5 protein-coding genes are annotated in these 17,058 nt (G+C 42.9%); 2 read left to right on the forward strand and 3 right to left on the reverse strand.

The genetic code is table 11. From position 1 onward, the window contains the following. Positions 1-168: 168 nt before the first annotated feature. Together ACP8HI_RS21405 and ACP8HI_RS21410 are read left to right on the forward strand one after the other, a co-directional pair. Positions 169-342: a hypothetical protein gene (locus ACP8HI_RS21405; protein WP_438351935.1), complete on the forward strand. Its 174-nt coding sequence runs from the start codon at positions 169-171 to the stop codon at positions 340-342. Further along, positions 303-1,031 (forward strand): S-layer homology domain-containing protein, encoded by a 729-nt coding sequence (locus ACP8HI_RS21410; RefSeq protein WP_438351936.1) that lies wholly within the window; start codon positions 303-305, stop codon positions 1,029-1,031. Before ACP8HI_RS21405 ends, ACP8HI_RS21410 begins: the two co-directional genes overlap by 40 nt. A gap of 135 nt (positions 1,032-1,166) precedes the next feature. Here the strand turns inward: ACP8HI_RS21410 and ACP8HI_RS21415 are convergent, their stop codons facing one another. From ACP8HI_RS21415 to ACP8HI_RS21425, 3 genes are all read right to left on the reverse strand, one after another. Beyond that, a complete protein-coding gene (locus tag ACP8HI_RS21415; RefSeq protein WP_438348169.1) occupies positions 1,167-1,811 on the reverse strand; it encodes a response regulator in 645 nt (214 codons plus the stop codon). A 52-nt stretch (positions 1,812-1,863) separates the two neighbouring features. Further along, positions 1,864-6,063 (reverse strand): histidine kinase, encoded by a 4,200-nt coding sequence (locus tag ACP8HI_RS21420; RefSeq protein ID WP_438348170.1) that lies wholly within the window; start codon positions 6,061-6,063, stop codon positions 1,864-1,866. 746 nt (positions 6,064-6,809) lie between these two features. Further along, on the reverse strand, positions 6,810-16,763 hold the full coding sequence (locus tag ACP8HI_RS21425; protein WP_438348171.1) for an S-layer homology domain-containing protein: 9,954 nt from the start codon (positions 16,761-16,763) through the stop codon (positions 6,810-6,812). Positions 16,764-17,058 lie beyond the last annotated feature (295 nt).

Genomic DNA, 17,058 nt, shown 5'->3' on the forward strand with positions numbered 1-17,058 from the left:
TTCCATAGCACGAGATAAAAATTCAGTACTCCCTAACTCATCGTTTCAATTGGGGCTTGGGAATCTAACAACTAGCTACTCCCTTTTGTAGTGTAAAACAAATTCAAGATATGAATATTAATGTAGTAATTCGGAGTAAGAAGAGGATGTCGCTTGTGAAAAAGTATTCTGACTGGCGGCTCTCATTCTCTTGTCTTAACCAATTCTAGAGAAGTATATTCCTTTAGTAGGAATTACGATGGTCAATTAGGACATGGGGATGATAGGGATGCTTATTACATTCCAACGAAGATGGTCAGGTTATCGGATGTCCAAGCCATCGCCGCAGGAGGAAACCATTAACGATAGGAACGCATTACAGCATAGACGGTGGTACAATTACGATAAAGCAAACTTATTTAGCAACATTGACTGACGGTACAGTCACGCTGGGGTTCACCTTTAGCGCTGGCGCAAACCAAAGCTTAATCATTACTGTAAGCAACAGTACTCCATCAGGCGGCGACGGCAGTGGGAACACGGGTGGAGGCTCAAGTCCAACACCAGAAACAAAGCCAGTTGATAAGGTAGAACCAACAAAACAGCGTTCATTCTCTGATATTAACGGCCACTGGGCTGAAGGAATGATCAAACAAGCGGTAGAGCAAGGCATTGTCAAAGGTTATCCCGATGACATATTTAAGCCTAATGCAACCGTCACTCGCGCGGAATTTACGGTCATGTTGATGAATGCTATAAAGCCGATCAGCAAAGGTGCTGAGCTGAGCTTTGGCGATGCAAAGCAAATCGGCATATGGGCACAAACAGCGGTAAGACAAGCTGTAGCTGAAGGAATTATGTCTGGCTATAGCAATGGTACATTCCGTCCAAGTGCAGTAATTACGCGCGCCGAATTGGCCGTCATGATTGCAAAGGTAGCTGGAATAACTTCTACACAAGTAAGCCCAACTGGCTTTGCTGATGACAGCGAAATTCCTGACTGGTCCAAATCTGCAATTGCTGGAGTTAAGAAGTTAGGCAACACTAGCTGAAGCCGTTACGATGATTATGAATCTATTACAAGTGAAACTTATACTTTCCTATATTTTGAAATAAGCGCAAGATTCGAGGTTAACCTCGAATCTTGCGCTTTTCACTTGAGTATAGCCCAATTTAGAAGACCTGTGTTACAAGAATTCCCGCAGTATTTCAACTGCTTGCATGCGATCAATGACGCCTAATTCACTATAAAGATTGCTAATATAATTACGTGTGGTGCCTTCAGCAATATGGAGCTTTGACGCTATTTCTCTGTTATTTAATCCACTAACTATTAATCTAGCCAGCTCTACTTCGCGATCTGTTAGGTTAATCTCATCCCGCTCTATTAAAGCAGACTTTTTTTGCACATTCATATGTGATAGCCTTGTTGCTAATCTGGCTGCTACTGCCGTTGGCAATATGAACTGACCCGTTATCGCATCACGAATCGCAGCAATCATTTTATCTGCTTCCATATCCTTCAGCAAATAACCACTTGCCCCATTAGCCATCCCCTCGATAATATAGTCATCATCCAGAAAGGTAGACAAGATAAGAACAGAAGTCTTTATTGGAAGCTGTTTTATTGCTTTCAATGCCGATATTCCATCCATCACTGGCATCTGAACATCCATCATAACAAGGTCTGGGCCAAGTTCCTTTACTAACTCAATCGCCTCTTTCCCGTTTCTAGCTAAACCAACCACCTCCATATCATCTTCCAAATCCAGAATTGTTCTTAATCCTTCACGTGTTAACATCTGATCATCAGCTATTACAAGTTTGATCACCTATACAACCTCCATTAATGGGGGAAATCTACTATTTCAATAGCAGAATCATCTAATAGGGTATATACATTCGCAATACATATCCTTGATCTGGCTCAGATTCGATATGTAAGCCCCCTCCTAGCTGTTCTACACGATCCTCCATTACTCTTAGACCAAAGCCCTTCTTGATCTCGCTTGTTCCCTGCCCATTATCCTTCAATCGAAATTGCAAGGATGATCCATCATCATTTAGGCGGAAATTAAATTCCTTACTATGACCATGTCGCATACCGTTCGTTAACCCTTCTAATAGAGAGTGATAGATTAATTTCTTAATGACCACCGATATATGAGGTAATGGATCCATTTCCCGATGAATAACGACACCTGTGTTACGCTCAGTATCTAACATAAGCTGGCTCAGGGCTTGAACAAGATCATAATATTTATCTTCCTTAAGCATGTGAACAGAGCTGCGAATTTCACTTAAGCTATGTCTAACCAAATCCTGCGCTTCCTTTAAGCGATTAACAGCGCCATCCATGTCTTTGTGTAGCAATCGTTTGCCCGCCTCAATCTGAAGGACAGTCGAAGTTAGCGTATGACCAACAATATCATGAATCTCCTGAGCAATTCGATTTCTTTCTGCATAGACGGACATCTCAGCTAAAGCTGCAGATGTTTCTTGCATTGATTTCTCCAGGCTTTGTGTTCGTTCCTCCACTTGCTCCTCCAAGCTATTCTTCAAGTGTTGGATACGAGAAAACAGCTTGGCGTTAGCTACAGATATCGCACATTGAGAACTGAGCAGTTTGAGTACATCCAACCGCTTCTCTGTAAATACCCCTGTTAATAAATTATTATCCATATACAGCAAACAAATTAGTTTACTCTGATGCATAATAGGTAAACATAACACTGATCTCAATGTACGATTACGCACATAGGCATTGCGAATGAAAATATCTTGATTGGCAGCATCGTGAAGCACTAATTCCTTCATTGTTCTAGCCGTATACTGAATAATGTCCGTAGGTACAAGCTCATCAGACTCATCCAATGGAATAGATTCAATCTTAATCTCTTCGACCGTTCCGTACGCCTCAATCATCCAACCATTGTCGTTCTCAAAAATCAATGCACCATATTCCGCACCTGCATTCTGAAGCATAATGTGCATTAATGTATGCAGCAATCGATCCATTTCCATCTCTCCAGATAAAACCTGAGCGGACTTAACAACAGTGAGATAATCCACCCGCTCCAATTCGCTTTCTCGTATCTTGTGTAACAAGTGTGGGTACTTCTCCTCCATATCCGCTACCTTTGCCAATGCTCCCCATTTCTGAAAAGCTTCACACGCTTCATTCATGTACACCTTCGCAAGCATGAATTTTTCTTTATGTAGAGCATATTTGGCGAAGCGTTCAGCAATGATACCTGTATCATGAATATGTCCATAAGCGCGAGCGGCATTAATTGCACGTTCATAATAGTCCTCCACTTGGCGATCGTTCCGCTTCAGAATAGCCATTTCTGCCTTCATTAACATATACTTATGTAAATAATTTTCCGGACAACGATGCGCTGCAGTCTGCGTTTTCTTCAAGCATATGCGAATCTGTTTGATATACTCCGCTTTCTCCCTATCATGACTGTCGTCATAAATTTCTGCCAGCACTAATACTTGATAGAAGTAATGATTGGATCGATCGAAAAGTGCCTCCTCGCTATTCTCTACAAGAACGACACTTAACATTATTGCTTCATGCGCATCCTTGTAATGAGCGAACAAATAGCGCGTAATATATTGATAGACGAATATTAATTCCTGTAAATAATCATGTACAACGCCGGATGTACCTAGAAGAAATGAAGCATCTTCAATATCGATCTCCCTAAACGGATCGTCCTCTGCCTGATCACCAGTAAGAGTTGTAAGCAATTTAGAGAGAATTATTGCTTGCTTAATATGCAAACTGTTATTGCCTTTCAGCAAAAAGTCACCGTTGGCTAATAATCTTACATAAATATCTTGCAGCGGACATGAAAAATTAAACAACAGCCCGCAATTTAGCAATATACTGTGGTTGAAAATCCCCCCTGTATCCCCATCCTTCAAACGCAACTTGCCAGCATCATCGGTGAATGCCAATAACCAATCTGGCTCAAATCGCCGCCAACTATCATAACATAATGAAACAGAGTTATAAGCCCTAGGATACAGATTAGGGTGCGATTTCGAAATGGTACAAGCAAGTAACCCCCATTTATAAGCTGCTTCATAGCGATAGAAACGAAAATTCAATATCAGCGTATAACCTGCAAACCCAATGGCTGCTTCAGGGGTCATACCATAATCCATCGTCATATCCAACATCATTAAGATTGTGGAGGACCAGGCATTCCGATCCACTATAAAGGTTGAATCGGCCATGTGATTGAGAACCTTCATGGCTATTATATGGGTTTCATCTGTCATCAAAGACAGAGCAGCAATGGATTCAACAGAGTGCTTTCGTAACTTCCAGTGTAATTTCACCCATTGTATTGATCCCCCCGTCGCAGTTGGGGAAAAGTCACAGGGTACATTCAAAAGCTCCATAGTCTTCTTTCCTATTGCGATTACTTCATGGTGGTTCTCACGATATATTTCTAACTCCATCAAGATCAAGTTGACTGAAACTTTATCTTGGTTTGCAACCACCTTCTTCATTAATAGGTCGATAATTCTAATGGCTGTAGTGCAGTTTCCACCAATAAATTCCGCATAAGCCCTCTCCTTATGGGATTGAAACATAAGCGTATAATTGCTTTCCCAAATGCTATCATCCAATAACTCTGTCGCTGTACGTAAATATTCCAATGCAGCGGTAGATTCAGACATTTGCTTAGCTTCTAGTCCCGCTTGCAGATTTAGCTCCGCCAAATCCATTTTCTGTTCTGGAAGATGGAGCAATTGCACAACTTGATTCAAATGATGCAAAGCATCAGATACTTGAACATCTTCACCCAATTTAATGCGTTCAGCTAACAGCATGCCTATTTTCAAATGTAAGTTGGTACGTTCCAACTCGGCAATACGCTCATAAGCCGCATGATGTATGGATTCATTTTGAAAAATATAGCTTAATCGTTCATTATCCTTTGGCTGTAATAGTCGTAATTGAGTAGCATGATCGATAAATTCCACTACTTGCTCCATAGTAAGTCCTGTTACCATTTGCAACATGTACAATTCGAATTCCTTGCCCAGAAATGCTGCTGAACCAAGTACGAGCGATGTGGGGTCCGGCATCTTCCTCAGCTCATTCTCACCAGTAATACCAGGTAGAATATGTTGTTCTGATACCAGTCCTGCTTGCATGATCCATTGTTCTGATATATCATGAGTTGCTAAAGGGAATTCCCTTACTTTTCCAAATATCCGAAGTTGAACATCACATTCCTTCAGGTCTGCGCTGATGCCGTATGCACTTGCATATCTCTCATCCGGCATCTTCGACATACATTTATTTATAATTTCCGATATCATTCTAGGAATAGATGGTGATTTCTTATGAATAGGGTCAGGGTTCACTGTGAGATGCTGATGCACCAAATCCATGGCATTATGTGATTGAAATGGTAAACTTCCCGCAAACCATTCATATAACGTAACGCCTAGTGAGTAAAAATCCGTACGGTAATCCGTCGTCATACCTGTTCTACCCGTCTGCTCTGGTGAAAGATAGGGAAGTACGAAGACTGGCCTTCCTGAGGATTGCAACAAGGGACTTTGATTCCATGCAGTACGACATAGACGAATATCAATGAATTTCACATCTGTATAATCAGCATTGACGATCAAGGAAAATGGCGTAATTTCGTTCAATGTCATTTGTGCATGGTGAAGCTGGCCAAGGCTTTCTGATGCAGAGATTGCTACTTGTAAAAGCTCTGGCAACTTTAACGAAGCCCTTGTCTTGGACAACAATTGCTCAAGCGTTGTTCCCCCAGAATCCTTAAGGAGCAGGATTGGTCGAGTTCCCACGAATTCTAAAGAATGAGGCTCGAGTACACCCTTCCCATGCAATTTGCGAAGACATTCATATTCATACTGAAAAGCAGCAACCAACACGCGATCAGGGTATGCTTGGACACTCGTCTTGGCGATCACATTCAGCCCATCCTCAAGTCGTTGCATTCGGTATAAACGAACCTCTCCATCATTTCCAATATCCTCGATTATTCTAAAACCTGTTAGTTCGATCATCTTCACCTGCTTCATTAGCCTATATTTTAAAAATGAAAATAGAAACCGATTCATCATTGCTTTGACTTTATTATAACATCATATAATTAGGAGGCGGTTTCATAATAATAAATTTGATACAATACAGTCCTCTCACATTAAGCTAAAACAGAAATAAAACTTATCTTCAGTAGGTACACGCAACATGGAACTTAACGAAGCCCTCATCCTTTTGCTAACCCATGGTATTCCAATTTTATTCTTCACTTATATGGCGACAGATGTATTGCTTCTCAACAAAAAAAAGACCGAACATATTCTGCTTAGCCTCATTCGATCTTTGTTATTTAATGTTATTTACCGAAGATTATATTAGAAATCAAGTTTCTATCGAATACAGTCCGATACTATCTTCACTATGGTTAAGATGCAAATTTTCTCCTATTCTTCAACATGACTACCTCCATATTATTATTAAGATACATTTCCCCTTCTTATATAAGATCATTCATATCGACTCCGAACCTATAACATCCATTTCAAGGATTTCCCTGACTAATGTGACTTTTCTCCAATCCATTATCATAATCTATTATAAAAAGACAAAATAGTAACCACTGTCATCAATTGTGTCATATGACACAATGTAATTTAATGGTTGAACGTTAACGGAAAAGGCAGGCATCTCAGAGAATCCTCTGTGATACCTGCCTGCTTGGTTAGTTCAGTGCCCGCTTTATGATGATGATGATGATGGTAATCGTCTTCATGCCCAATGGTTACTACTTATTCACCATGGATTGAATGCGAGGTTCCAGTTCCAACAAGTGAAGCAGCATCACACTGGTTTCTGCGCGAGATGCTTCGCCCTTAGGACGCAGTTCTCCTTGATATCCGCCGATGATCCCAGCTTGTACCGCAATTTGTACAGCATCTTTAGCGAATCCACCCACTGTATTCCAATCCTTAAAGTCTACTTGCTGTTGAGTAGGTAAAACATCCGTTTGCACAAGACGCATAAGCATGACAATCATCTCTTCACGAGTAATCGTATGATCGGGTTTGAAGCTTACATCTTGATAACCCTTCACCACACCATGCTTAGCAAGTGTATCAATGGCTTCAGCTGCCCAATGGTTCGTTACATCCTTAAAGGCCGTTGACCTTTGACTCGTATCTTCAAAAACAAACAATCTGGTCAGCAGAGTCGCAAATTCAGCTCGTGTAATGGAACGATTCGGTCTGAATGTATCGTCTGGATATCCACTAATCACATCCAGTCTAACCCATGTATGAATCGTTTTATTTGCCCAATGCGTGATCGTATCCAAATATCTGTTGTGGACCGAAGCATTCACATTCCAGCTTGTCTCCAGTTTCTTTAGTGTCGCATTCCAGTCGATCATTTGAAGGTTAAACAATGCTTGCTGAGCTGAACCATCTGGACTAGATGGTTCGCTTACACCGGATGAATCATCCGGAACCTTCGGTGACGTGGTCGAATCTGGTATCGATGGAACTGGTTTAATTTCTGGTTCTGGTTCTGGTTCTGGTTCTGGTTCTGGTTCTGGTTCTGGTTCTGGTTCTGGTTCTGGTTCTGGTCCTGGTCCTGGTTCTGGATTTGGATTTGGATTTGGTTCCGGTGTCGTATCCGTATCCTTTTTGATTTCCAAAGTGATCGGCTCCAAGGCATATTCTTCTCCTGTCTTAAGCTTCACCTTAGCCGATACTTTATGAACTCCTGGATCTGACAAGGTCGCTAAACGCTCTTCACTCGTTCCGTTGTAAGCGACCGTTTCCCAAGCTTCATCGTTCACCTTGAACATCGCTTGCGCAAGTTCAAATCCATCTACCTCATATGCAGTCAGGCCAACTTCAACGTCGCCTGTATATATCTCCCCGCCCAGCTTGTTCCCTTTCGTATTTAGAGCAAGTTCTGGTCTGTTGGTTTGTGTATTCGTCACATCGAACGTGTAAGTTATCGTTTTGCCGCTCTGACTAGCAGGCTTAACCGTAACTTTAAAACGATGAGGCGTACCCGCCTGTGAACGTTCCAAGGCTTGACGGAAGGAGACAAATCCCGCTCCAGTCGATAACGTCTTACCCTTTATATCCGTTAAAGTTACTGTCGCATTCGGATTGGATGCCACTGCTAGCATATTCGTAGCCTTCAGGTCCGATACGTTCAGTGAATAGGTTGTCTTGTCGGCTTCAAATTCTAGTGGAACACCTTCTAGATCGACCACACTAAGCGTACCATCTAGATTCTTTCCATCTTCAAGGAAGAACATCGTCTGTACGGATTCTCCCTTGTTCTTGAAGCTTACCTTGCCATCCTTGATTTCTTCTGAACCAAAACGTAACAGCTTGGTGGCATCCGTTACGATATATTTGGATTCTATGACTTTTCCATCTTGATCCAAAAGATTCACGAGTACGTTGCCAGAAACAATGTTCGCCATGTTCATATTTTGCATCGTAACGGTCACTTCGGACCCAGCCTGTGCATTGCTTAAGCTTGTCGACAACAGGACCGGATCACTCTTATATTTGGTGGCAAGATGCTCAGCAGTAACTTTGACGCTATTATTGGAAGAGTCAAATTCCTTAATCACTTCCCCTTGCGCATCTACTACCCATGCATGCACGAATACATTCAATCCAGCAGCAGGAATTTCCCCCTTTTGAAGTGTATTCAAATAGCTCTTCACGTCGAAATCAAGGGTATTCGTATATCCACCTTGATCCATAAGCTCTAAGGAAGCATGGTCAGAGATATCCAGTACTTGGCCGATTAAATGATCCGCATCAAATACGCCGTCCTTATACAGACCGAATTTAACGATTCTTCCCTTTCCAGCCAAGCTAGCTTGGGATTTATTGTAGATCGGAATCGAAAGTTTACGCTTCCCGTCTTCTTCCTTCATCACATGGACTTCAGATATACCCACATCAGGAATATCCAACGTGACCGTTCCTGAAGTTGACAATTGGGTTCCATCTGCAAAATGAACCGTGACATCATAAGGTATATCCTTGATCGATGCGGGAACCCCATATGTTGCGATGTATGCCTTCGTTTCATTTGGCACTTGCGTCAGCTTGTCATAATTGGTCTTCTGACCATCCAATTGAATATCTACAGATTGAATTTTACTCATTCCTTGATTCACCACATTGAATTGAATAGGCAAGTCGAATCCAGGAATAATTTCTTCCGGGTTATAGATGATGTTGCTAGCCTTAAACCCGTTTTGATAATTGGCGCTTAACGTGTACATGTCACTTACACTCTTAGACACATGGACCGGTATTGCATCCCCTGTATCCGTAGGTGACGTCGGTATAATCGTTCCCACGGTCTGCGTATCGGTCGTATAGGTGGTTCCCAGAATAAGAGCTTGAACACCGTAACCTGACCCAGCGGATACATAAGCACTAATGGCATCGGCCTCCGTGTAATCCGGAAGTGTTCCTAGAGATAAGACGCCCGATAGGAATAGTCCGTCTGCATCCTCCCCAAATTTGACCGCATTGATCGAATCACGCGAAGTAATCTTGTTCGCATCCATTTGCGTCTCTGCATCTTTCCAAATGATCGAAAGTTTATCCAATGTTTTATCTGCAGAGGTGGTGCGGGCAAATGTAAAGTTTGGATTGATCTTGACTTCGTTAGCACCTTTAATGGCTGACAAACTGTCTACGAAATTCGAATCCACTTCACCATTCTGTTCAAACGCTAGCAATCGAATATTGGAATCTGTTAATCCATTGCTTTGCGTTGACGAATACCAACCAAGTATAAATCTCTCTTGTCCGTCTTGGAACCGGGCACTGGTAAGCTTCGGATTCTCATTCGCATTCTGGTCTTGTGTAACCTGTAAGTTCTTGATGACGCCTTTCGTTTTCCATGTCTTCGAGGAAGCAGTGGCATCCACATCCGTATCCAGAACACTGTATATGATCTGATTGCCAGAAGCCTGCGGTCCATGATTATCCTCCTGATTCAGCGTGTATACAACCGCAGCCCGACCGTTACTCAACATTTCGCTGGATAATCCCATCACTGGACCTTGGGTACCGTTATAAAGTGTTTCCGGTTCACTCCATGTTTGGGTGGCATCGTTGTGTACAGTATACATAATATGATCGGATTGAGAGAAATCCAGTGGATTATCTATATTCCCGGCGACTACGCTTCGATAAGCAACGAGCACTTTACCATTGCTGACCGAAACCACGGGTGCTACATCCGGAGTCTGGTTGTCTGTCAAACGATACGTTTTCCATCCAGTTCCGTTATAGATAGATACCATGACTTCAGCGCTGTTGTTCATAAGCATGATTTCCTCATTGGTCAATGCTGCACCGGCCTTTTTGCCTATGATCTGATTCTGTCTGACCCAAGTCGCTGCAAGTAGATTCCCTTCGCCTGAAACATGCAGATTCGTATCCCCATAGCCCTTTGGTACATCTGTAGCAATAGGTCCTCGATCTATATAATTATTTCCGCTACGTACCATCCAGGAGGCAACCGTATCCTCTACCTTCACGCTTCCCCCATCAGACAAATACACGGCAATTGAGCCATCGGCTGCTACTTCCGGATTTGAATAAGGATAGGCATTACTTTGCAACACTTGTGGCGTATTGGCTGACGTTACCTGTATTCCAGAGTGTTGTGACCACGAACGACTCTTCATATGGTCAATTGACTGTCCAGAAGCATTCCAAGCTCGCTCATATTCCTTCAGATAGTCCCGGTTCTCCAATGTCTGTGAGTTGATGACTTGCATTGGGTCCTCCCCAATTGACTTCATGTAAGCAAGGGTCGCCATCTCTACATTCGCCGCGCTAAGAGGCACCTTACTGTTAGCTTGCCAGTATTCCTGAATGGCTGTCCAATGATTGAACATCCAGGAATGACTATACCGAAGTGACGCAAAGTCATGACTGAAAGATAAGAAGAGGAACTTGAGGACCACACGAACACCTACTACGCCTTCAAGCGATAGTTTATTTCCGTATTGTACTTGCTTGCTTCCCGTAGCTAAATAATCCCGATTCAGCCATGTGCTCGTATTGTCAACGGTCACTCTACCAAATATGCCAATCTTCGCAGCAATAATCGAATAATCAAAACCAAATCCCCCGAATGCCTCCACATACGCAAAGATACGAAGAGAAGTCAGATAGTCATTGACGCTATCCAATGCTGGATTGTTCCAGGCCAGGTCAGGTAGCGGACTGAATAGCACATTTGTCGCAAAGTCAACCTCCGCGCCTCCCCCAACGGTAAATGAGAATGTCACCGGAATAGGACCGGCCATCATATTCCAGGATTGCGTATACGAGAACTCCCCTCCTGCATGGAATCCGCCAGAGTGCAGGATATTCTCCCATTTACCCGTATTGGGATTGAATTTAATTTCGCCCACGTAATATCCGCCGAAGGCAAGACCTGGATCCGCACTACTAGAACCTTTCTTGCTAGATTTCAGTTCATCTTTCTGCTTCTGCACATAGGAAGGATTTATGAAACTCTTTACATCTCCTATGCCGGGAATGAAGTCTTTCGAGCCCGTTTGTAAATAATTCACGCCTAATCCCTCGGAATCTACCTTTGCCAATTCCCCTTGATTCATAACGATAAAGGTTTTATAGACGGTCGGATCAGGTGTCGGAATAATCGACATCGACATTGGGCCGACATTCATCTTTAGATTCTTCAGCAAATTAAGCGCATCAAGGGCTATTTTATCATTATTGCTTGGCCCTTTTATGATTCCACTTGCTCCATTCATTTCCTGCTTGATCTCCCGAAGCTTCCCCTTCACCTCTGCCGGTGTCGCTTCCTGAATTCCAATCATATTCACCAATGTAGCAGGAGTGGTCGTACTTTGAAGAAAATGTTCCGGCTTATCATATAACTTGAAACGGGTCGCACCGGCCTTACCTTTATCCAACCAGATCGTATCTTTATTTAGCAGTTGTACGTGCCGCGTGGTATACCACTTCGAAAAGGGATATTTAATCGTCTGATACGATTGACCTTGCGTGTTCGTTCCTACGTCATTCTGCATAGTTGCGGAAGCCTGCCCGTCAACCTGCTGTTCCCACCACATAAATTCGGTAACAACCTGTATAGACGGAGTCGCATTGCTAGGCCCGAAACGTCCCTTATAATCCGTAATATAATTCCGTTCATTCGTATTCGTCTTCTGAACATATTGATTGACCGCATAGACGGAAGGAAGTCCGCTTTTGTTGTCGATCAGGCGCGAGATTTTGGAACCTATAGCGACCATATCCACAGGATTCGTATCTCCAGCGAGCGTGTACACTTGCGGATAATAGTGATCCCCATCGAAATGCGCCTCAATCATAAAGGATAACTGGTCTTTGGCAGACAGATTCGCTGCATTCGTCTCCCCGGCCTCTTTGGAATAAAAGTCAGTGGTATCAAAAATGACCTCTAATTTCCCATCGTTGCCTAACGTCTTCGTTATCCCATCTCCACCGATCTTAGTCCTTTCCGCGAAATATCCATTCTTATACACACCACCAAAGTATGTGATCTCTCCTGTATAAGGTTGTCCATCCGGCTTCTTGAAGTACACTTCTACCTTAGCCAACTGACGCATCTGAAGGATATTGACCGGATAAAGGTCCCGCGTAATAGCGTTGCCTTCCTGACTTTTAAGCCCGATTTGACTCATAACACCGGTATACGTTGTTCCGCCCAAATTGGATGTCACATATACATCGCTACCAATACCTTCTTCATCATATAAAGCAAGTTCTCCATCCGCATTGGTCGTTACCGTCTTCTCTGTTCCCTTCTGATCTGAATACGTGACAGTCGCCATAGTCTTCGGATAGAACTGGAATAAATACAATTTGTCTTTCAGCGTGTCCACCTGCAAGTCGAGGTGGGATTCCATTCCTGTATTGGCATGCCGTGCCGTGATCGTCGTATTTCCGTCTAACTGGCCCGCAAGCGTAAATTGCTGTTTAGGCTGATAGGAATCGTTAGAGAAATTACGAATATTATCTGTTATATTACCCGATTGATAAAACAGGGCTGCTACCCTATCCTGCGTTGACTTCCAGCCAAACTGATCTGTAATGGCACCTAGATCTGAAAAGGCATCGTTATTGATTCCTATGCTATTCGACAACGTTATCTTTCGTTTCAATCCCAGGATCTGTTCACTCGTCATGGACTGAATCATAGGAATGTTGCTCATCTTATAGGATGATTGATCATTCCCGTCCACTTGAATATGGAAGGCTCCCTTCTTGTACACTTGTAGATACAAAGAATCATATGACCATGTTGAATCTAGACTATTCTTCGCCTTTAATGTAATCGCATAAACATCTTTGACCCGCGTCGGATCCAGAACAGGATCAATGGACAAGTCGTAACTTCCCCCAGCTTCCGTGACATTCGAATGACTGAACTGATTGCTCACCGCATCAAACGTAATGAGACTGTTAGGGATCAATTGTCCATTCTTCGTTACCTGGAATTCAAAATCACCTTTATTCAGCGGATCGAAATTCTGCAACATCCAGTGAAGCGGCAACACACCCTGATCATCCATAATAAACTGTCCCATGCTTTTGTTAAGCGTGACGATTGCCGCAGGAGAGGTCACAATGATATGAGCAGTAGCGGAGAGCACCTTCCCTATTTTGTTCGGATCCGGATGTTTCGTACTGACTTTCACTGTATAGCTTGGTATAGAGGACGCAGAGATCTTACTGAGCAACGCACCCGGAATATGAAAAGAAGTCGCATTGACTAGTTCTGTCTTTGCGGGAGCTGCCCAGGTCTGCATCGGTGTTTTGCCTTGCAACTGCTCAAGCTTCCAATTCCCGTCGTACAATTCCACAGTAAAGTTGGCATGATCAGGCTCCTGTCCAGCCGCAGCCTGATCCTTGTATTTATCCATTACATTCGTCGACCACAGGACAACTGCATCCTTATTCTGCTGTACTTTTATTTGATTGGAGAACGACGGAATGACGATGGCGGCCACGCCATCTGCTGTCATTTCAATAGGAACGGATTCGATGAAGGTTTCAGGCGAGAGCGCGCCGTTATTCTTGGCAATAAGCTTGAATGTCACGGTTCCTGCCTGTTTAGGCACAATCGTTCCATCCGCCTGTATGGAAGCAATCGAATCATCGCTACTCTTCCATTCAAATTGATTCGGTGCAATGTATGTTGCATCTTGAGGATACGTAAACGTCAATTGAGTTGACATTGGATCAATCAAGGCAACAACATTCTCTTCCCCAGAAGGCCATGTAACCGGATAAACAATCGCTAAGTCACTTGGATGAATATATTTCACGTTCTCGACTTGAAAAGGCGCAAACCGATTCTGAAGCAAAATGAAATCTTCTGTCATATCCGTATTATTGTGATTCTGGTTATAGTACACTTTAGCGCGAAGTGATCCATTTGCCTGATGATCAACCGTTACAAGATTCAACGTATCTTGTGTGACGACCATCTTGCCTTCTATCACGGCGGGCTCTACAGCCAACCCATCTACATCTCTTTTCCAATCCAGATTTTCGATCAGTCCATTTTCCCTATCGCCAATGGACAACCTCAACCTTTTCTTCAACTCTTCCCTCGTTGTTGCACCATTCATAAGCCAATTGCTAGCGCCATTCGATTCGTCCGGATTAACAGTAACTGTTATCGTTTCTCCGACTTTATAGTCGGTTCTATCTGTCGTCACAGAAGCAAAGGCATCTGCTCGTGCCGGGAGAATGGTAATTTCCGGCGAGTTGGTAAAATCCTTATTCCATGGAAGCTCTGGAATGGTGCTTTGCGCAAAATCGGATTCCGTTATTTCCTGGTTGGTAGGCGGCCTGTCATAAACAAAACCGTCAATTATTTTGTTTGCACTCACAACTTTTAAGTCTTCAGGACTACTTCCCTTTTTCACAACAGCACTGAAGCCAAGCACAGGCGAAAGCGAGCCTAATTTGACGAATAATAGGCTCTTAGGAGTATAATTCCTGATTGCATATCGGGTCATATAATAAGAATTCGTGCCTGCGTTCCCTAATAACTCAGGCTTAGCAACATCCCCATTCGCCAGCTGTAACACAGAACTGCTCATAAAGTTTGACAAATACTGATCATCCATCCTCGCTCCCGGCTTAGGCGGGTATAATCCCTGCGCCATGGGGCGATTGAATTTCACGATCATCGGAACAATCTGTCCCGTTGTATATTGCCCTGGTTTTGCTTGCACCTCTGAAATTTCGGGTGAATCAGAGCTTTGAAAAGCATGATAATATTCTCCGGACTTAAAGAGATTTAATCGAGGCCAGTCACCTTTCGGTCCATAGGGAGGAATGGTACCGGGATTTCCTGCTTGATTGCGGAAAATAGAAAAAGCAAGGTAAGCCCCACCCTCGTAGGTATGGACATTTGGATAGAAATAACGATTATTTGTTCTAAAACTCTGAACTCCATTACCAGGAATAATCCATTTGCCGATAATCTCACGATCATTTGGTAAAGAAGCCACATTCTCTATTCCAAGATTGGCACCAAAATGTATGGCGTCTAAATTTTTGAATTGATAAAAGTGCAAGTAATCTCCTCTGGCAAAACCACTCCAATAATAATTTAGGAGGATTTGTTTCATTTTAGTTTCATTCGACATCCCTCCGGCGGAGGGAACGTAGCCCGCATAGTTCGTAGTTGAAATAATCTTCTCTAAAGTACTCGAAATGGTTAACGTTGCTTTTGTTGTGTGAGGAGCAAACGTGACTTTTCCCGATGTCGTATCTGTCATGTACCGAGTTAACGGGCCCTCCGTCATGGAACTTTTTGCTACTGCACTCATGCCGTCATTAGCATCAACAAAGTCAACAAGTCCCCCTTGCGAGCCACCTATTAACTCGTAATCGAAGGATACTTCCTTATCCACTTCCTTGTTCAATTCAAATGTCACATATAATTGACCATAGGAGGAAAGTCTAGGGATTTGTGTATCCGCTGTATCATTCGGGCCGTTCGCTACACCCGTTGTGCCATTATTAAGTTCAAGCTCTATATTCGTCACTGTCGCATAGACTTCATCCTGATAGGCATCGTCTGCTCCATTCTTAACTGGAACAGAAGCCAATGCGTTTGTCTCTATGCTATCCCCATCTGCTCCATACGTGTCCATGGATACGGTTGGGAAGCCTTCCGTACTCGCCTGATCGAATAGAGACTCCAGATTATCCAGATGCTCCTCTGACATCTTAACGTTTGTAGTATCTTGTACCTTAGCCAAATTCGCAATTTTCACTTCAATTTCAATGATCTTCTTCAGTGATTCCAGACTGATAGCTTGTCCATCCACCTCAGCGATCTGGGTAAGATCTGTCTTAGGGTTAATGAGTAATATCTTCATTTCATCCAACGTATAGGTCTTGCCATTCAATAGAATGGCCATTTGCAGGATTTGCCCCTGTTGATTAATCATTCCTAACTTTTGAAGTGTATCGTACATGATGGGAACTTGTTCAGCCCCATACTCTTCTTCAAGCATTCTCATGATATCGCTATTGGATACCGCGGTTTGACCTGTACCTGCTGCGAACGGTAGTTGAACCGCCTGTGCATAAGCGGGGAATCCCACATTGAATAACATAACTAGAATAAGTGCTACAACTACTGACTTTCTAAACCTGTGCCAACCTTGCATCATGATTCTCCCCATTTCGTATGTATGATTTATAATTGATTATCTGACTAGATCTTGATTATTCCGGTTGTAATAGACTAATATACTAAAAAGATATCCAATTGAATAGTGAGCGTTGTCATCACTTTTGTCATATTACAAATTAGTATTTTATGTAAATATAAGAGCAGAAAAGCTTTGCTTGCTTCAATCCGAGCCAATATCAGAAAAAGTAGCCATCACAGGGAATTCTCTGCGACAACTGCTTTCATCGTTCGGAGCCTGAACTTATATTGAAGTTTCATATCCCAGAAACACA

This window comes from Paenibacillus sp. FA6 (assembly GCF_051550225.1).
Classification (GTDB): domain Bacteria; phylum Bacillota; class Bacilli; order Paenibacillales; family Paenibacillaceae; genus Paenibacillus_AQ.

What these genes read in the sequence shown, in the direction of transcription:
- ACP8HI_RS21425 (WP_438348171.1), bottom strand. Translation starts at nt 16,763, where the DNA reads ATGATGCAAGGTTGGCACAGGTTTAGAAAGTCAGTAGTTGTAGCACTT.
- ACP8HI_RS21420 (WP_438348170.1), bottom strand. Translation starts at nt 6,063, where the DNA reads ATGAAGCAGGTGAAGATGATCGAACTAACAGGTTTTAGAATAATCGAG.